The sequence below is a fragment of the Terrihabitans rhizophilus genome (genome assembly GCF_033898525.1).
GTDB classification, from domain to species: Bacteria; Pseudomonadota; Alphaproteobacteria; order Rhizobiales; family Methylopilaceae; genus Flaviflagellibacter; species Flaviflagellibacter rhizophilus.
Genome location: NZ_JAXAFJ010000001.1, coordinates 254,950 through 275,161, shown reverse-complemented (window position 1 = coordinate 275,161; position 20,212 = coordinate 254,950). Strand labels below are relative to the sequence as shown.

The following is a 20,212-nucleotide window of genomic DNA, read 5'->3' as shown; positions in this document are numbered from 1 at the left end:
TCATACTCCGTGCACCGCCGTCAGGCGCGCACGGCGGCCGCATGTATTGCCGCAAGACCGACGGACGCCTGCACGTCGCCTGTTCCGAGGCTTTCCTCGATGGTGCTGCGGGTGGGCAAAGCCGGCCTGTGCATCAAGGTCTCGTAGAGGGCGACATAGTCCCTCGCCATGCGTTCCGATGTAAAGCGCTGCTCGAAGCGTTCGCGGACGGCCCGGCGATCAAGCGCCAGGAGGCGTGGCACGGCGTCATGTGCTTCGTCCATGCTGTCGACGATGAAGCCGGTCAGCCCGTCCTCCATCACCTCGGGCACGGAGCCGCAGCGGAAGGCCAGAACGGGCGTGCCGCAGGACATAGCCTCGATCATCACGAGGCCGAAGGGCTCCGGCCAGCGGATGGGAAACAGCAGGGCGCGCGCATGGCCCAGGAAGTCGCGCTTCTGGACCTCGTTGATCTCGCCGACGAACTCGACTTCGCCGCCGTCGATCAGCGGCTCGATCACCTCGTGGAAATAAGCCTTGTCGGCCTTGTCCACCTTGGCTGCGATCTTCAGCTTGATGCCGGCCTTGCGGGCGATCTCGATGGCCCGGTCGAGCCCCTTCTCCGGGCTGGTGCGGCCAACAAAGGCCAAGTAGCCGCCTTCGCCGGTGCCGAAGGGCAGCAGGTTCTTCGGCAGTCCGTGATAAATCGTCTTGGTCCAGGACGCGAAGCTGACCGGGCGGCGCTGGTCATCCGAGATTGAAACCAGCGGCGTGCCGGCGAATTCCCGATAGACGGGCGCGAGATCCGGGAGGTCTTGGCGGCCGTGCATAGTGGTCACGATCGGGTGCGTGCCGTTGGCGAAGGTTGGAAAGTGCAGGTAATCGGTGTGGAAGTGCAGCACGTCGAAGTCGTCGGCGTCGCGCAGCACCTTGTTCATCAGCACCATGTGATGGGCGTAGAAATCCTGGACCGTCTCGTCCAGCCGCAGGGCGCGCCTGGAGCCAGCGACAAGCCGTGCGCTGGTAAGGCTGTCGCCGGAGGCATAGAGCGTGACCTCGTGCCCCATCTTCACCAGTTCTTCGGTCAGCCATGAGACAACACGTTCCGTCCCGCCATACATCTGCGGGGGGCAGCTCTCACAAAGCGGGGCTATCTGAGCGATGCGCATGACGAAATCCTCAAACGGCGGGCGTGTGGAGAAAATCATCTTCGGTACGTTATGGTTCCTCGGGTCCAGCGCCGCAAAAAGAGGCATGCACTTCGCGTGGGCACTGCTGCCGGCGGCGGCTTTGCTCGCTGCTCTTGCCGCGGGGGACGCGGTGGCTCAGCAATCGCCCCCACCCGGTCAGCAGCCGATCGAAACCGCGCCGGCAAAACAGCTGTTCGGAGGCAAGCTCCTGCCTGCGGATCTTCGCGCCCGGAGCATCGGCTCCTATGCGAAAGGCTGCCTGGCCGGCGCCCGGCCCCTGCCGATCAACGGACCCGCTTGGCAGGTGATGCGGCTGTCCCGCAACCGCAATTGGGGCCACCCGGCGCTGATCGCGGAACTCGAACGGCTTGCCGAGCAGGTGCAGCGGCGGACCTCATGGTCGGGCCTGCTGGTCGGCGATCTCGCACAGCCGAGGGGCGGACCGATGCTCACCGGCCACGCCTCCCACCAGATCGGGCTCGACGCCGATATCTGGCTGAACCCCATGCCGCCGCGCCTGCTCTCGCCCGAGGAGCGCGAGAAGATCTCCGCCGTCAGCGTCGTCGCACCGGACTGGATGGACGTGGATCCGCGCGTCTGGACCCCCGATCACCTGAAGGTCATCCGTTTGGCGGCGCGGCTGCCGAACGTGGACCGCGTCTTCGTGAACGCGGCGATCAAGAAGGCCCTGTGCCGCGAGGCGGGCGCCGACCGCGACTGGCTCGGCAAGGTGCGCCCGTGGGCGGGGCACAACTACCATATGCACATCAGGCTGGCCTGCCCGGCAGGCATGGAAGGGTGCAAGGGGCAGGCGCCCGTACCCCCGGGCGATGGCTGCGATGCCAGCCTCGCAAGCTGGTTCAAGAAGGCGCCGAAGCCGCCCGGGGCGCCCAAGCCGCCGGTCAAGCCATCGAAGCCGAAGCCGCCGCCGCCGCCGATGCGCCTGTCGGACATGCCGCAGGAGTGCCGGATGGTGCTGCAGGCCGCCGATGCCGACTATTCACCCACGCGAGCGGCGGCGGTCCCCGCCGCTCCGGATCCTGAGCCGCCTCAGGCGACGACGCCGGAACCGATGGGGCAGGACACGCCGGTGCCGCCGACGCCGCAATAACCGCCGGGGTTCTTCGCCAGATATTGCTGGTGATAATCCTCGGCGAAGTAGAAGGCACCGGCCGGAGCGATCTCCGTGGTGATCGCGCCATAGCCCTGAGACTGCAGAGCCCGCTCGTAAGCCTGCTTCGACTCGCGCGCCTGCTCCGCCTGTTCGGCGTTCAGGGTGTAGATGGCGGAACGGTACTGCGAGCCGACATCGTTGCCCTGCCGCATGCCCTGCGTGGGGTCGTGCATCTCCCAGAAGGCCTTGAGCAAGGCCGCATAAGTCACCTGATCGGGGTCGAACACGACGAGCACTGCCTCGGTGTGTCCGGTATGGCCCGAGCAGGTCTCCTCATAGGTCGGGTTTGGCGTGATGCCGCCGGCATAGCCCACCGCCGTCACCCAGACGCCGGGGATGTTCCAGAACTTGCGCTCGATGCCCCAGAAGCAGCCGGCGCCGAACACGGCGGTTTCATACCCTTCGGGGTAGGGGCCCTTCAGCGGGTGCTTGTTGAGATGATGGCGCTCGGCCGTGGGAATGGCCGCCATCCGGCCGGGAAGTGCGTTCTCGGCGGTCGGCAGCGGCGTGGCCTGCTTGAAGAAAGAGAACACGGCAACTCCTCTCGAAAGGGGTTTAGATCCGCCGGGGACGCGGCTTCACAATATCGGGCTTCTTGCGGCCGACGATCAGCAGCAGCAGCCCCAGTATTCCCAGCACGGCGAAGGCCGGCTGCGCGAACAGCCATGCACCCGCCGGATTCCACAGAACCGGGTGAGCCGAGGACAATCCCGCAGCGATGCCTTTCACGGCGTTCGGCCACAGGATGGAAACGGCCTCCGACAGCGAAGACAGCGACAACTGGCTGGCGGCTATCGTGCGCGTCCCGTCGATGACGACCATGACGAACGCGGCTGCGAATATCAGCGTACCGATGAACCGGACCAGGAAGCGCATGCAAAGCCTCGGACTGCACCAAAGATAGGAAGTCAGAGGCCGGGATACCACAGGCCGGACGGCGCTGCTCTGTTCTTGAAAATGCGGACCGCGCACGGAAAAGGGCCGCCTTTCGGCGACCCTTCCGTGACGATGCCGGTTGGCAGGAGGGCTGGGGGTCAGCCCGGCATCAGCACCTTGTCGACCACGTGGATGACGCCGTTCGACTGCATCACGTCGCCGATCTCGACTTCCGACATGCCGCCCTTGGCATCGGTCAGAACGAGCTTGTCGCCCTTCATGCTGGCCGTCAGGCTGGCGCCGTTGACGGTCTTCCAGACAGCCTTGCCGCCGCCCTTCTTGATGTCGGCCATGATGTCGGCGGCCGTGTGCTTGCCGGCGACCACATGATAGGTCAGCACGCCGGACAGCTTCGTCTTGTTCTCGGGCTTCAGCAGCGTCTCGACGGTGCCCTTCGGCAGGTCGTCGAACGCATCGTTGGTCGGTGCGAACACCGTGAACGGGCCCTTGCCGGACAGCGTGTCCACGAGGCCCGCGGCCTTCACGGCAGCGACGAGCGTGGTGTGGTCCTTGGAGTTGACCGCGTTCTCGACGATGTTCTTCGAGGGGTACATCGGCGCGCCGCCGACTTCGACGGACTTTTCGCGCATGCCGTCATTGGTCATGTTGCCGCTCTTCATCGCGTCCTGTGCAATGGCGGGAACGACGGCGAGGCTGGCGGCGGACAGGCACAGTGCCGCCGCGGTCATCATGTAGCGGGTGCTGGACATCTGGGTTCGCTCCTCAGTTTCGCCCCGGTTCTTGCGAGGGGCACGGACGGAGGTACGAAGGCGCACGCGCCCCGGATGCAAAACTTTCTAGATCGAGCGCAGATTTCCTTGCGCCACCACCGGCCCGGTCGGCGCGCCGGTGGGCGAGCCGCCCGACGGCTCGACCGAAATCGCGATGGCCGAGCTCTCGTCGGCATCGCGCATCATGCCCTGCGGAATACTCATCGCCACGGGGCCTGACGAGGCGAAGGTGCCGAGCGATCGCGCGCGGCCGTCGGCGCCGATCATCCAGAGTTCGTGGACATGCTCGGGCGGTGCCTCGCCGGGCACGGCCGGCATCAGCATCACGCGACCCGAGCCGCGATCCACCGACACCATGAAGCCGGAGCGGCCGTCGGTCGTGTTGAGCACCGCGACCATGGGCGGCGGCGCTGCGGGCTGCAGGAACAGAACGGCGCCGATGCCCGCTGCAGCAAGGCTGGACGTCACGAGGCTGAGGCCGCGCCAGAAGGCCAAGCTGTTCCACAATCCTGCCCGGTCGCGGGTCCGGAGCGCACCCACGGGCACGGTGCCGAGTTCCTGCTGGATGCGTGTCCAGACATGGGCGGGCGGGGTCTGCGGCTGGATCTCGTCGCCGAGCGCGCCAAGCCGGCTTTCCCAGAAGCCCACCTCTGCTGCGAAGGCATGATCGTCCGCCGCTCGGCGCTTCAGCGTCTCGCGCTCCTCGCCGTGGACGAGGCCGAGCACGAATTCGGCTGCGAGCGGTGGTGCGCCCGCGCCGTCGTCGTGGTCTTCCGGTCCCATGCGCTCGCTCATCGCTCCAGGCACCCCTTCAGCTTCTGCAATCCGCGCCTGATCCAGCTTTTCATGGTGCCGAGCGGCACGTCGCGGCTGTGCGCCAGATCCTCATAGGTCAGGCCATCCAGGAAGGCGGCGCGAATCGAATCGCGCTGGTTGCCGTCGAGTTCATCCAGGCAGTGCATCAGGCCGGCCCGCTGCTGGGCGTCTTCCAGCGTGGATTGCGCCGAGGGCGCGCTGTCGACGACCATGGCGGCATCTTCCAGCGGCGCCGAGAGCTGCCGCACCTTGCCCGTGCGGCGGCGGTCCAGCGCCTTGTTGCGCGCCACCGCAGCCAGCCAGGTTATGGCCGCGGCCTTGGCCGGGTCATAGGTGCCGGCGCGCCGCCATACCGTGACATAGGTTTCCTGCAACACCTCTTCCGCCTCGCTGCGTTCCTCACAGATACGCAGGCAGACGCCAAAAAGCTTCGCGGATGTCAGACTGTACAGTTCCGCCAGCGCCGGCTGGTCCCCGCGCGCGATCTTCTGGAGCAGTTCGGCGAGCGCGCGGGCGGCGGGCGAGGGGGCTGTCATGTGTGCGCGCAGTATTAGCAGCTTCGCCGGTGCTGAAAAGCCCGTCTGTCGCCCCGCTCTCCTTGCCCGTCAACCATGTGCGATGCTACTCCCGGCCCATGAGTGCCAGCACCATCCCGAACATCCGCAATTTTTCCATCGTCGCGCATATCGACCATGGCAAATCGACGCTTGCCGACCGGCTCATCCAGCTGACGGGCGGCCTGACCGCTCGCGAGATGACCGAGCAGGTGCTCGACTCGATGGACATCGAGAAGGAGCGGGGCATCACCATCAAGGCGCAGACCGTGCGCCTCACCTATCCGGCCAAGGATGGGCAGACCTACATCCTCAACCTGATGGACACGCCCGGCCACGTCGACTTCGCCTACGAGGTCTCGCGCTCGCTGGCCGCCTGCGAGGGTTCGCTGCTGGTGGTGGACGCGTCCCAGGGCGTGGAAGCGCAGACGCTCGCCAATGTCTATCACGCGCTCGATGCCGGCCACGAGATCGTGCCGGTGCTGAACAAGATCGACCTGCCAGCGGCCGAGCCGGAACGGGTCAAGGCGATGATCGAGGAGGTCATCGGCCTTGATGCCTCCGACGCCGTGGAGATTTCGGCGAAGACCGGCCTCGGCATCCCGGATGTGCTGGAAGCCATCGTCACCCGCCTGCCGCCGCCGAAGGGCGACCGCGAGGCGCCGCTCAAGGCGCTGCTCGTGGACAGCTGGTACGACGCCTATCTCGGCGTCATCGTGCTGGTGCGCATTTTCGACGGCACCCTGAAAAAGGGCCAGCGCGTGCGCATGATCGGAACCGGCGCGACCTATGAAGTGGATCGCATCGGCACCTTCACGCCCAAGATGACGGCGCAGGACCTGCTCGGCCCAGGCGAGGTCGGCTTCATCACCGCCAACATCAAGGAGGTCGCCGACACCCGCGTCGGCGACACCATCACGGACGAGAAGAAGCAGACCGCAACCCCGCTGCCGGGCTTCAAGCCGGCGCAGCCTGTTGTGTTCTGCGGCCTCTTCCCCGTCGATGCCGCCGATTTCGAAGACCTGCGCGCCGCCATGGGCCGGCTGCGCCTCAACGATGCGAGCTTCAGCTACGAGATGGAGAGCTCGGCCGCGCTCGGCTTCGGCTTCCGCTGCGGCTTTCTCGGCCTGCTCCACCTCGAGATCATCCAGGAGCGGCTGGAGCGCGAGTTCAACCTCGACCTCATCGCGACCGCCCCGTCCGTCGTCTACGACATCAAGATGCGCGACGGCACCAAGATCGACCTGCACAACCCGGCCGACATGCCGGACACGATGCAGATCGAGGAGATCCAGGAGCCGTGGATCCGCGCCACCATCCTGACGCCGGACGACTATCTCGGCGGCGTGCTGAAGCTCTGCCAGGACCGCCGCGGCAGCCAGATCGACCTCAACTATGTCGGCAAGCGCGCCATGGTGGTCTACGACCTGCCGCTGAACGAGGTGGTGTTCGACTTCTACGACCGCCTGAAGTCGATCTCGAAGGGCTATGCCTCGTTTGACTACACGATCACCGATCTCAGGGCCGGCGATCTCGTGAAGATGCAGATCCTCGTCAACGAGGAGCCGGTGGACGCCCTCTCCATGCTCGTGCACCGCACCCGTGCGGAGCATCGTGGCCGGGCCATGTGCGAGAAGCTCAAGGAGTTGATCCCGCACCACCTCTTCAAGATCCCGATCCAGGCCGCCATCGGCGGCAAGGTCATCGCCCGCGAGACCATCTCCGCGCTCCGCAAGGACGTGACGGCCAAGTGCTATGGCGGCGACGTCTCCCGCAAGCGCAAGCTCCTCGACAAGCAGAAAGAGGGCAAGAAGCGCATGCGCCAGTTCGGCAAGGTGGAGATCCCGCAGGAAGCCTTCATCGCCGCGCTGAAGATGGATGAGTAGCGCCGACGTTCTGCCTTCGAAGCGCGAGCGCTTGAAGCGCATCGTCTTCGCATGCCTGCCGATCTATCTGGACTTCCTCCTGGTGTGGACCGTCGTCCACCTTTGCAGCTACTTCATGGGGCTGGGGACGGAAGGCTATGGCATCACGGCGGTTTCCGCCCTTGTTGCTTTGGCTCAGTCTAAGCTTGAACTGTCTCCTGGCGTGCAATTGCTTGAGCCGGCCCAAGTCGAAAGCGCGGAGGGGCGGCGAACCTGGCCCAATCTTCTGCTGGGGACGCTTCTCATTCTGGAGGGCACGAAGAACCTCGTGCGCTGGACGGAGCTCGAAGCAGTGCTGCCGGTCTATGGTCTTGTCGACACCTCCCCGCTCAAGATCCTGCTCTTGCTGGCGATCGGCTCGCTGTCGATCGCCGCAGGAATCCTCTTGTTGCGCTTCACCCGCTTGGGTCTGGCGCTCGCGGCGGCGATGATTGTTGTCGACCTTGGATCTATTATCGTTGGTTGGCCTCTGTTCAGTGATGCGATAGCGAAGGTGACGATTGCACGCCGGGAACTGCAAGGCCTTCCGGTTCGCCCCGGCGAGATCGAATTCATGCAGACCGTCATGCCGGCTTGGTTGTTGGTCGCATTGGCCCTTTTCATGGTGTTGTTGACCTTCGCTCGCGTCCGCCGCGCTTGAGGCGGCACTTCGTCCTGCTTGGAACGTTGTAAGGGGGAGAAATCCCGGGGAGCAGCCTTGAAACACCTTGAAGCCACCAACTCGCGTGACGGAAGCGCGGCCAAGAGCGATCACCAGCATATCGGAGCCGACCTCTATCCCGGCCCCGATGTCGAGATTGACGGCATTCATGTCGATCTGGACGATCCCGCGCTTCCGAAGGTTATCGAGGACCGTGCCTTTGCCAGCGGCGGCTTCCCCTACGAGAAGAAGCTCAAGAAGGACGTCTACGAGCCGCAGCTGATTGCCATGCAGATCGAGCTGCTGAAGCTGCAGAACTGGGCCAAGCAGACCGGTGCGCGCGTCGTCATCGTGTTCGAGGGACGCGACAGCGCCGGCAAGGGCGGGACCATCCAGCGCTTCACGGAGCATCTGAACCCACGTTCGGCGCGCGTGGTGGCCTTGTCGAAGCCCAGCGAGACCGAGCGCGGACAATGGTACTTCCAGCGCTATCTCGAGCAGATGCCGACCGCCGGCGAGATCGTGCTGTTCGACCGCTCCTGGTACAACCGGGCGGTGGTGGAGCCGGTGATGGGCTTCGCGACCTCCGAGCAGACCGAGCATTTCATGCGCGACGTGCCCACCGTCGAGAAGATGCTGGTGGATGACGGCATTCATCTCTTCAAGCTCTGGCTGACGGTCGGGCGCGAGATGCAGGTCAAGCGGCTGTTCGACCGCCGGCACGACCCGTTGAAGCGCTGGAAGCTGTCGCCCATCGACTATGACGGCCTGCCCCTCTGGGACGCCTACACCGTGGCGGCCGAGCACATGCTGCGCCGCACCCACACCGACCTCGCGCCGTGGACGGTGATCCGCTCCAACGACAAGAACCGTGCCCGGCTCGAAGCCATCCGCACTGTGCTGCGTGGCGTCAATTATGACGGGAAGGACATGGATGCGGTGGGCGTGCCCGATCCCTTGATCGTCGCGGATGCAGCGACTTTTTTAACCAAGAACGGGCAGATTTAGCCGATCGATACCTCCGCTGTGGCCGGTTTGACACAGGGGCGGGCTGCCGTGGTTCCGCCACGGATCGGCCACAGCCCTTGCGCGTTTCCAAGGCTATGCAGCGGGCGTCCCGTTCGTTTGTCCAGCTCACGCGTAGATCGAGTGCCAGTCATGCCCTTCCAGACCCTTCTTCGTCCCGTCTTCGTGTCTGGTGCTTTGGCGGTGTCGCTCGTGCTCGGCGGCTGTGTCACCGATGGTACGCGTGATGTGCGCCACACGTCGAGCCTGCCCACCTACAACCACCACCCCGACATGCTGGACATGTATGGACCGCTTCCGAACGAGAAGTTCCCGATCCCGGCCACCGACATCTCCCATGTCCATCCGCAGTTCCTGCGTCAGGTGGTGGACTATAACGGCCCGGAGCAGCCCGGCACCATTGTGGTCGATACGCAGGCTCGCTTCCTCTATCTCGTCCAGGAGAACCGCAGCGCGCTGCGCTACGGCATCGGCGTCGGCCGCGAAGGTCTTACCTGGGATGGCCGCGCAACCATCAAGCGCAAGGCCATGTGGCCGCGCTGGACGCCCACCGCCGACATGATCGCCCGCGAACCCGAGCGCAATGCGCAATGGGCCGGCGGCATGGAAGGCGGCCTCGGTAACCCGCTCGGCTCCCGCGCGCTTTACCTGTTCCAGGGCAATCGCGACACGCTGTACCGCATCCACGGCACCACGGAGCCGAACACCATCGGCACGGCGGTCTCCAGCGGCTGCATCCGCATGTTCGCGCAGGACATCGTGGACCTGTACCAGCGCGTGCCGACCGGCACGGAGGTCGTGGTCATCCAGGGCGGCATGCAGGATCAGGGGCCGATGGCATCCTACGGCCAGCAGTCGCAGGGCTATTACTACCGCTGATCGCTTCGCATCCCGCTTCAGGCGGCGCTGCCGGCCCTCGGCGGCGCCTCGCCTTCTCCAAGAAGCATGGCGGCAACAGCCGATGCGGGCTGCGCCTTGGCGAACAGGAAGCCTTGCGCCTCCAGGCACCCTTCGGCCTGCAGGCAGGCAAGGTCCAGTTCCGTCTCGACACCTTCTGCCGTGATGGCGATGCCGAGGCTGTTGCCCAGGCTCAGGATCGCCCGGACAATGGCCTGGGAATCCGTGTTCTCGTTGAGATTGGTCACGAAGGACCGATCGATCTTGATCTTGTCGAAGGGGAACGAGCGCAGATAGCTCAGGGAGGAATATCCCGTCCCGAAATCGTCCATCGAGATGCCGATCCCCATGCCGCGCAGGGTCCGCAGCGTGTTCAGCACCCGCTCGCTGCGGTCCAGCACCAGCGCCTCGGTGATTTCAAGATCCAGCCTCTGCGGCGATATTCCCGCCGCGGCAAGCGCGGACTGCACGGTCGCTACGAGGTCGCCGTGCCGGAACTGCAGCGCTGACAGGTTCACCGCGACCTTCACATCGGAGGGCCACTGGCTTGCATCGCGGCATGCCCGACGCAGCACATAGGTGCCGAGCGCGTAGATGAGGCCGCTTTCCTCGGCGATGGGGATGAACTCGCCCGGCGAGACGTCTCCCTCGGCATGTGGCCACCGCACCAGCGCTTCGAAGCCGGAAATCGCTCCGGTTCGGAGGTTGAGCAGCGGCTGGTAATGCACCTCGATGGCCTCGGCCGCGAGGGCGGCGCGCAGATCCAGTTCCAACCGGCGACGGCGCTGCAGGCGCGCGTCCATCTCCGGTTCGAAGAAGCAGAAGGTGCCGCGCCCGTCCGTCTTGGCACGGTAAAGGGCCAGATCCGCGCTCTTGACCAGCGCTTCGCAGGTTGCCCCATCCGGTGGCCCAAGGGCGATGCCGATGGAGAGTCCGACGGAAACGGTGTGATCGTCGATTTCGTAGGGCGCGCCGATGGCCTGGATCAGCCGTGTTGCAAGCGCCGCTGCGGTGGCGGCATCCGGCATGTCGGGTCGCAGGACCGCGAACTCGTCGCCTCCAAGCCGCGCCACGGTATCGCCCTTGCACACCTCGTTCAGGAGGCGCTGGGATACCTGCTGCAACAGCTTGTCGCCCGTGGGGTGTCCGAGCGCGTCGTTCACGGCCTTGAAGTTGTCGAGGTCGAGGCAGAACACGGCTGTCAGCCCCGTGCCGGCGCGACGGCGAAGCTCGTATTCGATGCGTTCGCGGAACAGCACCCGGTTCGGAAGGTCCGTCAGTGCGTCATGATGCGCCATATGCGCGATCCGGCTCTCGACGCGCTCGCGCTCGGTGACGTCGACCACGCTGACAAGCGCGGCCGGTTGTCCGTCATAGGTGAGCGCGCGGGCATAGATGCAGACGGTGATCGGCTCGCCGCTGGCCTTGCAATGGTGCTCGGGCGCGCCCTGAAGATCGGCGCTGTAGCGTCGTACGGCGTGGCTCGGGGCGTCCGTCCGCAGATCTCCAAGCCGCATCTTGAGAAGGGATGTCTCCGCATAGCCATAATGCGCCACGGCCGCTTCATTGGCCGCAAGGATGGCATCCGTCTCCAGATGGTGGACGAACATCGGAACGGGATTGGCCTGGAACAGCAGGCGGAATGATTCCTCGCGCTGCTTCATCTCGGTCACGTCTATGCGCAGGCCGATGATGTCTCCCTCAGGGGTTCGGCGTTCTTCGATCAGGAGGTGCCGCCCTTCGGACGTGCGCTGCTCGTGGCGACCACTGGCGCTGCTGAGATGGAGCATCCGCTCCGCGATCCACGCCTCCTCGCGGCCCACCGCTTCCGGGTAATTGCCGCGGGTCACCCCTACGCGCAGCGTATCCTCCAGCCGCTCGCCGGTGCGGAAGAGGTCGGCCGTCCCCGAATACAGTTCCTCGTATTTCTTGTTCCAGAGGATGTAGCGGCCTTCGGCATCAAGGAAGACGATGCCCTGGGGCAATATCTCCAGCGCGGCCCGAAGGCGGCCTTCCGCCCGTTCGGCCTGCTGGATGGCAAGTTCCGCGCGCTGTTGTGCCGCCAACAGGTCGGCCAATTCCGCGGCCTGATCGGGCCTGGGCTGACGCGGAACTGCATCTGACATCGGAAATCTCGCGGGGTTCAGCCGCAAGCCTATGCACGAGCAGAGTTAACCGCCCGTTTACAGCTTCCGATGTTCAGGCATTCACGGGCACGGCGGCAGGTTTTGCCGTGGGTGTGTCCAAGACTTCGATCAATGTCTTGCGGATGGCTTCTTGGCGATCAAGGCTCGTGATCTTGGATCCGGTCAGGTCGGTCACGTAGAACACGTCCACCGCCTTTTCGCCGAAGGTGACGATGTGAGCGGAGGCGATGTTGAGGTTCAGCCTCGCCACGCCTGCCGTCAGTTCATAGAGGAGGCCGGGCCGGTCCAGCCCGGAAACCTCGATGACGGTGTAGCGGTTCGACCATTCATTGGCGACGATGACCTGCGGCTCCACGTCGAAGGCGCGGGTCCGCCGGTGCCGCTGCTCGGCCTTCTTCTGCATGGCGTCGGTCAGCCACACATCGCCGCGCAAGGCCTGCTCGATGGTCTTGGCCACGCGTGCGGCGCGCCGCCGCTCGTCCTCCTCGTCGGCGAAGGCGCGGTCGATGAAGATCGAGTCCAGCGCCATGCCATCGGTCGTCGTGTTGATGTAGGCATCCACGATGTTGGCCCCCGTGGCCGCGCAGGCGCCCGCGATCACCGCCAGGAGGCGCGGATGGTCCTGCGCCAGAACGGTGATTTCCGTCACGCCATGCGCCGCATGGGTCGTGAATTCCGTGGCCAGCCAGCGTTCTGCTGCGGCCGCCTGCTTTAGAAAGCGGGCATGGGCCACCCGCCGCTCGGGCTCCACCTTCAGCCAATAGGGCGGATAATGCCGGCCGGCATAGGCCTCGTACTCATCGTCCGACCAGTCCGGCAGCGCGGCGCGCGTGGCGCCCTTCGCGGCCGCGACACGCTCGCTGCGGTTCGCGGTCGAATGGCCGCCGGCCAGCACAAGCTCGGCTTCCCAATAGAGCGTGCGGAGAAGCTGCCCCTTCCACGCCGTCCAGACGCCGGGCCCGACGGCCTTCACGTCGGCGACCGTCAGCACCAGCAGCATCTTGAGCCGTTCGAGCGTCTGCACCTTCGCCGCGAAAGCCTGCACGGTTCCGCTGTCGGAGGTGTCGCGCGATTGCGCGGTGTTCGACATCAGCAGGTGGTTCTCGATCAGCCAAGCCGCCGTTTCGGTGTCCGCCGCCGACAGCCCAAGCCGCGGCCCGACCTTGCGCATCACGCGCGCCCCGGCAATCGAATGGTCCTCCGGACGGCCCTTCGCCACGTCGTGCATCAGCACCGCAACGTAGAGGAGGGTGCGGCTCGTGATCTCCGGCAGCACGGAATTCGCGAGCGGGTGTTCCTCGCTGAGGTGCCCGCTCTCCATTTCCGCCAGCACGCCCACGGAGCGGATCAGGTGCTCGTCCACCGTGTAGTGGTGGTACATGTTGAACTGCATCATCCCGACGACCTTGCCGAATTCGGGGATGAAGCGGCCCAGCACGCCCGTCTCGTTCATGCGGCGCAGCACGGTTTCGGGCGCGTTGTGCGAGGTCAGGATCTCCAGGAACAGGCGGTTCGCTTCGCGGTCCTCGCGAAGGCGGCGGTCCACCAGCTTGAGCGACCGCGTGATCAGCCGTGAAGCATCCGGGTGCAGCGCAAGATCGTGTCGGTCGGCGATGTGGAAGATGCGCAGCAGGTTTACGGGATCGCGCTCGAACACCTCCGCGTCCTTCACGGTCAGGCGGTCGCCCGCCACCATGAAGTCGGGCGTTTCCAGTTGCTTCGGCTTCGGGTGCTTCCACGGGCGCAGCAGGCGATCGAGCTTCGCGGGCTTCTTCGCATGGCGCTGTTCCAGCGCGGCGCAGACGATGGCCGTCAGGTCTCCGACATTCTTCGCCACCAGGAAGTAGTGCTTCATGAAGCGCTCGACCGGCGAAAGTCCGGGATGCACCTGATAGCCGAGGCGGGAGGCGATTTCCGGCTGCAGGTCGAAGCTCAGGCGGTCTTCCGCGCGGCCGGTTACGAAATGGAGGTGGCAGCGCACCGCCCAGAGGAAGTCCTCTGCCTTCAGGAACATTGCCAGCTCGGAGCGGGAATAGAGCCCCGCCGCCACAAGGTCGTTCACCTCGCGGACGCGGTAGACGTATTTTGCGATCCAGAACAGCGTGTGCAGGTCGCGCAGGCCGCCTTTGCCCTCTTTGACGTTTGGCTCCACCACGTAGCGCGAGGTCTCGGTGCGGCGGTAGCGCTCGTCCCGTTCGGCCAGCTTGGCGCTGACGAATTCTAGCTCCGTTCCCTGCACGATCTCCTTGTCGAAGCGCACGGCCAGCACGTCGGCCAGTTCCATGTCGCCGCAGATCGCGCGTGCCTCCAGCACCGAGGTGCGGATGGTGATGTCGGCGCGCGACTGGCGGATGCACTCGTCCAGCCCACGTACGGAATGGCCGATCTTGAGACCGAGATCCCAGAGCACATAGAGCATGGCCTCGACCACGGCATGCCCCCAGGCCGTGGTGTCGTTCGGCGACAGGAACAGGAGGTCGATGTCGGAGCCCGGCGCGAGCAGGCCCCGGCCATAGCCGCCAACCGCGATGACGGCGAGCCGCTCGCTGGCGGCGGCGTTCTCACGGGCGGGGTGCACGTGGCGCAGCACATAGCCGTGCAAAGCGCGGATCACCTCGTCCATCTGCAGGGAGATATGCTGAGCGCACAGCCGCCCATGGGCGTTCTCCGCCAGCCAGAGTCGTGCCGTCTCGCGGCCGCGCGCCAGCTCTTCCTTCAGCCTCTGCTTGATGGCCGCGTCGCGTTGTTTGCGGTCGCTGTGCGCCGAAACGATTGCATCCAAGTCACGGTCGAGCTGCGCCCGGTCGATGATCTCGGGAAAGTCGGGTGCAGGAAGATTGCGGAGGGCAAGGTTCATCGCCCGTGATTGTAGCGGTGCGCCCCGGTTGCGAACAGGGGCTTAGCCCGGGGTCCGTAGCGCCTTCAGCGCATAAAGGGCGTCGAGTGCGGCGCGCGGGGTCAGGGCGTCGGGGTCCAGCGCATCCAGCGCCTCGGCAAGTGGATCCATGGTGGGCTCCGGCTCGCTCTCGGCCTGCGGGATGGAGGCGGCCGTGGCGAACAGTGGAAGGTCTTCCAGCACCGAACGCCGGGGCCGGCCACGCTCCGCGCCCTCCAGTTCGCCCAGGATGGATCGCGCGCGCCGCACGACCGGCGCGGGGAGGCCGGCCAGCTTCGCGACCTGGATGCCGTAGGAGCGGTCCGCCGCGCCGGGCGCGACCTCGTGCAGGAAGACGACTTCGCCTTTCCATTCCGCCACGCGCATGGTGACGTTCATGAGCCGTTCCAGCCGGCTTTCAAGCTGGGTCAGCTCGTGGAAATGGGTGGCGAACAGGGCCCGGCAGCGATTGGTGCCGTGCAGGTGCTCGACCGCCGCCCAGGCGATGGACAGGCCGTCGAAGGTCGAGGTGCCGCGTCCGATCTCGTCGAGGATGACCAGCGAGCGCTCGCCGGCCTGGTTCAGAATGGCGGCGGTCTCCACCATCTCCACCATGAAGGTGGAGCGCCCGCGCGCCAGATCGTCGGCCGCGCCCACGCGGCTGAAGAGGCGGTCGACCGTGCCGATATGCGCCTCCGCCGCCGGAACGAAGCTGCCGGCCTGCGCGAGGATCGCGATCAGCGCATTCTGCCGGAGGAAGGTGGATTTGCCGCCCATGTTCGGGCCAGTCACCAGCCAGATCTTGCCGGCCGCCGCATCGCTGGATGAGAGGCAGCAATCGTTGGGGATGAAGGCGGCCCCGGCCAGCGCCTGTTCAACCACCGGATGACGCCCGCCCTTGATATCGAAGGCCAGCGAGCGGTCCACGCGCGGCCTCGCGAACAGCTGCTCGGATGCCAGCTCCGCGAGCGCCGCCGCGACGTCGAGTTCGGCCAGCGCATCCGCGACACCCGCCAGAACATCGCCATGCTGCTGGATGGCGGCGCACAGTTCGCCGAAGACGGCGAGCTCACGCGCCAGCGCGCGGTCGGCGGCGGCGGCGATGCGCGTTTCAAGATCGGACAGCTCCACCGTCGAGAACCGCATGGCTCCCTGCAGCGTCTGCCGGGGCACGAAGGTGGCGTTCCAGGGCGCGAGGCGCAGGGCTTCGCCTGCCGCCGCCGGAACCTCCACGAAATAGCCGAGGAAGTTGGTGTGCTTGATCCGCAGCGTGCGGTTGCCGGTTTCCTCCGCGTAGCGCGCCTGCATGCCGGCGATCACGCGACGGGAATCGTCGCGCAGCGCACGTTGGGCATCCAGTTCGGGATCGTGCCCGGCCCGCACGAAGCCGCCGTCGTGGGTGCGGAGCGGAAGGTCATCCGCCAGCGAGTCGCGCAGCATGGCTGCAAGCGCGGGCGCGGGAGCCGCAAGGCGGCCGCTGACGTTCGCCAGCGCGGCGGGAAGCTCGACGCCCGCAAGCCTTTGGGCGAGCGCGTCGGCGGACAGGAGGCCGTCGCGCACGCAGGCCAGATCGCGTGGTCCTCCGCGCCCGAATGCGAGCCGCTGCACCGACCGCGAAAGATCGGGAGCCGCCTTCAGGATGGAGCGGATGTCGGCGCGGAGCCCGCCATCCTCCTTCAGCGCTTGCACCGCGTCGAGGCGCGCCGCGATGGCATCGGGGCAGGTCAGCGGACTGGCCAACCGTTCGGCAAGAAGGCGTCCTCCGCCGGCCGTGGCGGTGCGGTCCACCGCATGAAGCAGGCTGCCGCTGCGCTCGCCGGAAAGCGTGCGCACCAGTTCCAGGCTTGCGCGAGTCGCGGCGTCGATCTCGAGATAGTCGCCGCTCCCGGACCGGCGGGGCACCGACAGCGGCGGCTGCGCCTGTCGCTGGCTGCGCGCCACATAGCTGGCAGCGAGGGCGGCCGCGCAGAGCTCCGGGCGGCTCAGCCCGCCGAAGCCATCCACAGTGGCGGTGCCAAAGACGTCGCCGAGCCGGCGGGCGGCGGTCGCGCCGTCGCAGATGTCTCGCGCAGCCGGGCTGAGGGGCACGCCGGACGCACGGAGCAGTTCGGCCAGTGCCGGCTCCTCCAGCATGGTCTCGGGCACCACAGTCTCGGCAGGGTCGAGCCGGGCAAGCTCCGCCGCAAGGCTGGCCGTGCTGGCCTCGCTGACGGTGAAGGCGCCCGTCGAGATGTCGAGCGCGGCCAGTCCAAAGACGGCTCCCGTCTCGCCGCTCATCACGCGGGACAGCGCCACCAGGAGATTGGCGCGCCGGGGATCGAGCAGTGAATCCTCGGTGATGGTGCCGGGCGTGACGAGGCGCACCACATCGCGGCGGACGACGGATTTCCCGCCGCGCTTCTTCGCTTCCGCGGGATCCTCGATCTGTTCGCACACCGCCACGCGAAAGCCGCGCGCAATCAGGCGCTGGAGGTAGTCGTCGGCGCGCTCGACCGGCACGCCGCACATGGGGATGTCGGCGCCCGCATGTTTCCCGCGCTTGGTGAGCGTGATGCCGAGCGCACGGCTGGCCTGCTCGGCGTCCTCGAAGAACAGCTCGTAGAAATCGCCCATCCTGTAGAACAGGAGGCAGTCGGGATTTGCCGTCTTGATCTCGATGTATTGCGCCATCATCGGCGTCACGCGGCTGTCCGCCGCTGGTTCACCGATATCTGCAATTGCGCTCATGGGTCTGGCTTAGCAGACCCCGCGCCCGGTTTCACGCGGGAGGGTTCCGCGGCTGTGGATGGCTCAGGCAGCGTGGCGGTTGGCGGTGGCGCCGTAATAATCGATGTAGCGCGGGCTGATGACCGCGCGCGGCAGCACGATCAGCACATCGGTCGTGCCGAACTGGTGATCCACGACTGCTCCGTCGCCCACCATGGCGCCGAGGCGCAGATAGCCCTTGATGAGCGGCGGCAGCGCGCGCATCGCGGCGCGGGGATCCACGGCGTCCTTCGGCAGGATGTCCATCGGCACCCGCCGGCCGGGCACCGCACGGGCGGCCCATTCTCCGGTGGCGAGGTGGTAGTGATGGAGGTAGCTGAGCGGCAGGGCCATCGCCCGGGGATCGATGCCTTCGAGGCTGGCGCAGCCGAACATGATGTCCGAGCCGTGGGCCAGCACATAGGCCCAGATGCCGTGCCACAGCAGCTCGACTGTGCGCTTGTCTCGATAAGGCGACAAGACGCAGGAGCGGCCGAGCTCGAGCATTTTCGCGCCGGGATGGGCGGCGATCAGCGGCGCGATGTCGAATTCGCCGGCGGTGTAAAAACCACCCGCCAGCGCCGCCGCTTCCTGCCGCAGCAGCCGGTAGGTGCCGACAACGCGCGGCTTGGTCTTCAGCTTGCCGAAGGCGTTCAGGCGCGGTGCGTGGTCAACGACGATGAGATGATCGCAGGAGGCGTCGTAGCTGTCCTTGTCCCGCCGGGTCAGCCGGGCCGTGGCGCTCGGCGTCGCCGACATCTCCTCGAAGAAGACGCGGTAGCGCAGGCGCTGCGCGCGCTTGACGTCCTTGCCGGTGCTGGCCAGACGCAGTTCGAGATTGCCGATGCGGCCGAGCGGGCTTGGTAGCTGGACACTGTCCTCGAACAGCATCTCCAGCGGCGCCGCCCTCCAGCGCGCGAGGCCGGCTGCGAAGGGAGGGAAGAGGGAAGCCACGTTCTGCATGCCTTCACTTCCACCACGGCTATCCACACAAACGTGTGACCGATGCGTGTCGGGACGACGACATCACGCAGCCAGCGCAACCTTGTCAACAAGTGTACGGTAGGACAGGGCTTCGGCCAGATGTGGGCGGCCGACCTTCTCGGAACCGTCGAGGTCGGCGATGGTCCGCGCCACCTTCAGCACCCGGTGATATCCGCGCGCCGACAGCCGCATCGCAATGGCGGCATCGTGGAGCAGGCGCGTGCCGGCGGCATCCGGCGCGGCCGCAGCTTCGATCGCGCTGGAGGAGGCTTCGGCGTTGGTGCGGGCGTCAAGCCCAAGCGTCGCGAACCGGGCTCTCTGCGCATCGCGAGCCGCCGCCACGCGTGCCGCGACTTCACGGCTGCCTTCACTGGGCGCCGGCAGCAGCAGGTCCGCAGCCGTGACCGCGCCGACCTGGATGTGCAGGTCGATGCGGTCGAGCAGCGGACCGGACAAGCGGGCGTGGTAATCGTCGGCGCAGCGGGCGCCGCGCCGGCAGGCATGGCCCGGCTCCCCCGCCTTGCCGCATTTGCACGGGTTCATCGCCGCGATCAGCTGGAACCGCGCGGGATAGGTGATGCGGTGGTTGGCGCGCGCCACGGACACATTTCCGGTCTCCAGGGGCTGGCGCAGCGCGTCCAGCACATTCGGCTGGAATTCCGGCAGTTCGTCGAGGAACAGCACGCCATTGTGCGCCAGCGCGATCTCGCCAGGGCGGGGACGGATGCCGCCGCCGACCAGTGCGGCCATGCTGGCGGAATGATGCGGAGCACGGAACGGCCTGCGGTCCGACAGGGCGCCGCCGGCAAGATCCCCGGCCACGGACCTGATCATCGCCAATTCCAGCAGTTCGGGCGGGCTCATCGGCGGCAGGATGGAGGGCAGGCGAGCGGCCAGCATGCTCTTTCCCGCGCCGGGCGGGCCGACCATGATGAGGTTGTGCCCGCCGGCCGCCGCGATCTCCAGCGCCCTTTTGGCGGTTTCCTGCCCCTTCACGTCGCGCAGGTCGAGCGTGTCTGATGTCACGTCGCGCAGCCCCGGCCGGGGACGTGCCATCAGCTGCGTGCCCTTGAAGTGGTTCACGAGCTGGACCAGCGAGGTCGGCGCGAGGATCTCTAGATCGGCGCTGGCCCAGGCGGCCTCCGGCCCGTCGGCAGCAGGGCAGATCAGCCCATGGCCGCGCCCGTTCGCCGCGATGGCCGCGGGCAGCACGCCGGCCACGCGGCTGATCGTGCCATCGAGAGCCAGCTCGCCGAGCACGGTGTAGCCCGCGAGCGCATCAGGCGGCAGGGCGCCGATGGCGGCCATGAGACCCAGCGCGATCGGGAGGTCGTAGTGCGAGCCTTCCTTCGGCAGGTCGGCCGGCGCGAGATTGATGGTGATGCGCTTCGGCGGCAGCGCAAGGCCGGACGCCACCAGTGCGGCCCGCACGCGCTCGCGGGCCTCGTTGACCGCCTTGTCTCCCAGGCCGACCAGCGTGAAGGCCGGCAGCCCCGGCGCCACCTGCACCTGCACGTCGACAGGCTTGGCCTCGATGCCCTCGAAGGCCACGGTGGAAACGAAGGCGACCATGAAGCGCTCCCCCAGCGGATG

Annotated in this window: 16 protein-coding genes; 5 read left to right on the top strand and 11 right to left on the bottom strand. The window is 66.6% G+C overall.

Annotated elements, in window-relative coordinates:
- Positions 1 to 20: 20 nt before the first annotated feature.
- Positions 21 to 1,148 carry a glycosyltransferase family 4 protein gene (locus SCD90_RS01200; RefSeq protein ID WP_319842787.1) on the bottom strand — a complete coding sequence of 376 codons (1,128 nt, stop codon included), beginning with the start codon at positions 1,146 to 1,148 and terminating at the stop codon, positions 21 to 23.
- An 85-nt stretch (positions 1,149 to 1,233) separates the two neighbouring features.
- On the opposite strand from SCD90_RS01200, the gene mepA reads away from it, so the two are divergent.
- Complete coding sequence (gene mepA / locus SCD90_RS01195) at positions 1,234 to 2,280, top strand: penicillin-insensitive murein endopeptidase (protein WP_319842786.1); 1,047 nt, start codon at positions 1,234 to 1,236, stop codon at positions 2,278 to 2,280.
- On the opposite strand, the gene msrA is transcribed toward mepA, so the two are convergent.
- From msrA to SCD90_RS01170, 5 genes are all read right to left on the bottom strand, one after another.
- Complete coding sequence (msrA, locus tag SCD90_RS01190) at positions 2,220 to 2,813, bottom strand: peptide-methionine (S)-S-oxide reductase MsrA (RefSeq protein WP_319843220.1); 594 nt, start codon at positions 2,811 to 2,813, stop codon at positions 2,220 to 2,222. The two genes, mepA and msrA, sit on opposite strands and share 61 nt — an antisense overlap.
- A gap of 85 nt (positions 2,814 to 2,898) precedes the next feature.
- On the bottom strand, positions 2,899 to 3,219 hold the full coding sequence (locus tag SCD90_RS01185; RefSeq protein ID WP_319842785.1) for a hypothetical protein: 321 nt from the start codon (positions 3,217 to 3,219) through the stop codon (positions 2,899 to 2,901).
- A 158-nt stretch (positions 3,220 to 3,377) separates the two neighbouring features.
- A complete protein-coding gene (locus SCD90_RS01180; protein ID WP_319842784.1) occupies positions 3,378 to 3,989 on the bottom strand; it encodes a fasciclin domain-containing protein in 612 nt (203 codons plus the stop codon).
- Positions 3,990 to 4,076: 87 nt separating this feature from the next.
- Entirely contained in the window at positions 4,077 to 4,805 is a 729-nt protein-coding gene (locus SCD90_RS01175) for an anti-sigma factor (protein ID WP_319842783.1), read from the bottom strand.
- Positions 4,802 to 5,362, bottom strand: a complete 561-nt coding sequence (locus tag SCD90_RS01170) for a sigma-70 family RNA polymerase sigma factor (protein ID WP_319842782.1) — start codon at positions 5,360 to 5,362, stop codon at positions 4,802 to 4,804. Before SCD90_RS01170 ends, SCD90_RS01175 begins: the two co-directional genes overlap by 4 nt.
- Positions 5,363 to 5,460: 98 nt before the next feature.
- On the opposite strand from SCD90_RS01170, the gene lepA reads away from it, so the two are divergent.
- The 4 genes from lepA (at position 5,461) to SCD90_RS01150 (ending at position 9,850) form a co-directional block, all read left to right on the top strand.
- On the top strand, positions 5,461 to 7,266 hold the full coding sequence (lepA, locus tag SCD90_RS01165) for a translation elongation factor 4 (RefSeq protein ID WP_319842781.1): 1,806 nt from the start codon (positions 5,461 to 5,463) through the stop codon (positions 7,264 to 7,266).
- Positions 7,259 to 7,945 carry a hypothetical protein gene (locus SCD90_RS01160; RefSeq protein WP_319842780.1) on the top strand — a complete coding sequence of 229 codons (687 nt, stop codon included), beginning with the start codon at positions 7,259 to 7,261 and terminating at the stop codon, positions 7,943 to 7,945. The genes lepA and SCD90_RS01160 overlap by 8 nt, the downstream gene beginning before the upstream one ends.
- A 120-nt stretch (positions 7,946 to 8,065) precedes the next feature.
- A complete protein-coding gene (gene ppk2 / locus SCD90_RS01155) occupies positions 8,066 to 8,953 on the top strand; it encodes a polyphosphate kinase 2 (RefSeq protein ID WP_319843219.1) in 888 nt (295 codons plus the stop codon).
- A gap of 150 nt (positions 8,954 to 9,103) precedes the next feature.
- Positions 9,104 to 9,850, top strand: a complete 747-nt coding sequence (locus SCD90_RS01150) for a L,D-transpeptidase (protein WP_319842779.1) — start codon at positions 9,104 to 9,106, stop codon at positions 9,848 to 9,850.
- A gap of 17 nt (positions 9,851 to 9,867) precedes the next feature.
- On the opposite strand, the gene SCD90_RS01145 is transcribed toward SCD90_RS01150, so the two are convergent.
- The 5 genes from SCD90_RS01145 to SCD90_RS01125 form a co-directional block, all read right to left on the bottom strand.
- The gene (locus tag SCD90_RS01145; RefSeq protein WP_319842778.1) at positions 9,868 to 11,994 is read right to left on the bottom strand and encodes a putative bifunctional diguanylate cyclase/phosphodiesterase; all 2,127 of its coding nucleotides are present in this window, start codon (positions 11,992 to 11,994) and stop codon (positions 9,868 to 9,870) included.
- A 73-nt stretch (positions 11,995 to 12,067) separates the two neighbouring features.
- Positions 12,068 to 14,872 (bottom strand): [protein-PII] uridylyltransferase, encoded by a 2,805-nt coding sequence (locus SCD90_RS01140; protein WP_319842777.1) that lies wholly within the window; start codon positions 14,870 to 14,872, stop codon positions 12,068 to 12,070.
- Between the two features lie 42 nt (positions 14,873 to 14,914).
- Positions 14,915 to 17,617 (bottom strand): DNA mismatch repair protein MutS, encoded by a 2,703-nt coding sequence (gene mutS, locus SCD90_RS01135; protein WP_319842776.1) that lies wholly within the window; start codon positions 17,615 to 17,617, stop codon positions 14,915 to 14,917.
- A gap of 63 nt (positions 17,618 to 17,680) precedes the next feature.
- The gene (olsB, locus tag SCD90_RS01130; protein WP_319842775.1) at positions 17,681 to 18,598 is read right to left on the bottom strand and encodes a l-ornithine N(alpha)-acyltransferase; all 918 of its coding nucleotides are present in this window, start codon (positions 18,596 to 18,598) and stop codon (positions 17,681 to 17,683) included.
- A 63-nt stretch (positions 18,599 to 18,661) separates the two neighbouring features.
- Positions 18,662 to 20,191: a YifB family Mg chelatase-like AAA ATPase gene (locus SCD90_RS01125; RefSeq protein WP_319842774.1), complete on the bottom strand. Its 1,530-nt coding sequence runs from the start codon at positions 20,189 to 20,191 to the stop codon at positions 18,662 to 18,664.
- Positions 20,192 to 20,212: the final 21 nt, after the last annotated feature.

Bases quoted from the DNA above. Each gene is read 5' to 3' on its own strand.
- SCD90_RS01200 (WP_319842787.1), bottom strand. From the start codon at position 1,148: ATGCGCATCGCTCAGATAGCCCCGCTTTGTGAGAGCTGCCCCCCGCAG.
- mepA (WP_319842786.1), top strand. From the start codon at position 1,234: ATGCACTTCGCGTGGGCACTGCTGCCGGCGGCGGCTTTGCTCGCTGCT.
- msrA (WP_319843220.1), bottom strand. From the start codon at position 2,813: ATGGCGGCCATTCCCACGGCCGAGCGCCATCATCTCAACAAGCACCCG.
- SCD90_RS01185 (WP_319842785.1), bottom strand. From the start codon at position 3,219: ATGCGCTTCCTGGTCCGGTTCATCGGTACGCTGATATTCGCAGCCGCG.
- SCD90_RS01180 (WP_319842784.1), bottom strand. From the start codon at position 3,989: ATGTCCAGCACCCGCTACATGATGACCGCGGCGGCACTGTGCCTGTCC.
- SCD90_RS01175 (WP_319842783.1), bottom strand. From the start codon at position 4,805: ATGAGCGAGCGCATGGGACCGGAAGACCACGACGACGGCGCGGGCGCA.
- SCD90_RS01170 (WP_319842782.1), bottom strand. From the start codon at position 5,362: ATGACAGCCCCCTCGCCCGCCGCCCGCGCGCTCGCCGAACTGCTCCAG.
- lepA (WP_319842781.1), top strand. From the start codon at position 5,461: ATGAGTGCCAGCACCATCCCGAACATCCGCAATTTTTCCATCGTCGCG.
- SCD90_RS01160 (WP_319842780.1), top strand. From the start codon at position 7,259: ATGAGTAGCGCCGACGTTCTGCCTTCGAAGCGCGAGCGCTTGAAGCGC.
- SCD90_RS01150 (WP_319842779.1), top strand. From the start codon at position 9,104: ATGCCCTTCCAGACCCTTCTTCGTCCCGTCTTCGTGTCTGGTGCTTTG.
- SCD90_RS01145 (WP_319842778.1), bottom strand. From the start codon at position 11,994: ATGTCAGATGCAGTTCCGCGTCAGCCCAGGCCCGATCAGGCCGCGGAA.
- SCD90_RS01140 (WP_319842777.1), bottom strand. From the start codon at position 14,872: ATGAACCTTGCCCTCCGCAATCTTCCTGCACCCGACTTTCCCGAGATC.
- mutS (WP_319842776.1), bottom strand. From the start codon at position 17,617: ATGAGCGCAATTGCAGATATCGGTGAACCAGCGGCGGACAGCCGCGTG.
- olsB (WP_319842775.1), bottom strand. From the start codon at position 18,598: ATGCAGAACGTGGCTTCCCTCTTCCCTCCCTTCGCAGCCGGCCTCGCG.
- SCD90_RS01125 (WP_319842774.1), bottom strand. From the start codon at position 20,191: ATGGTCGCCTTCGTTTCCACCGTGGCCTTCGAGGGCATCGAGGCCAAG.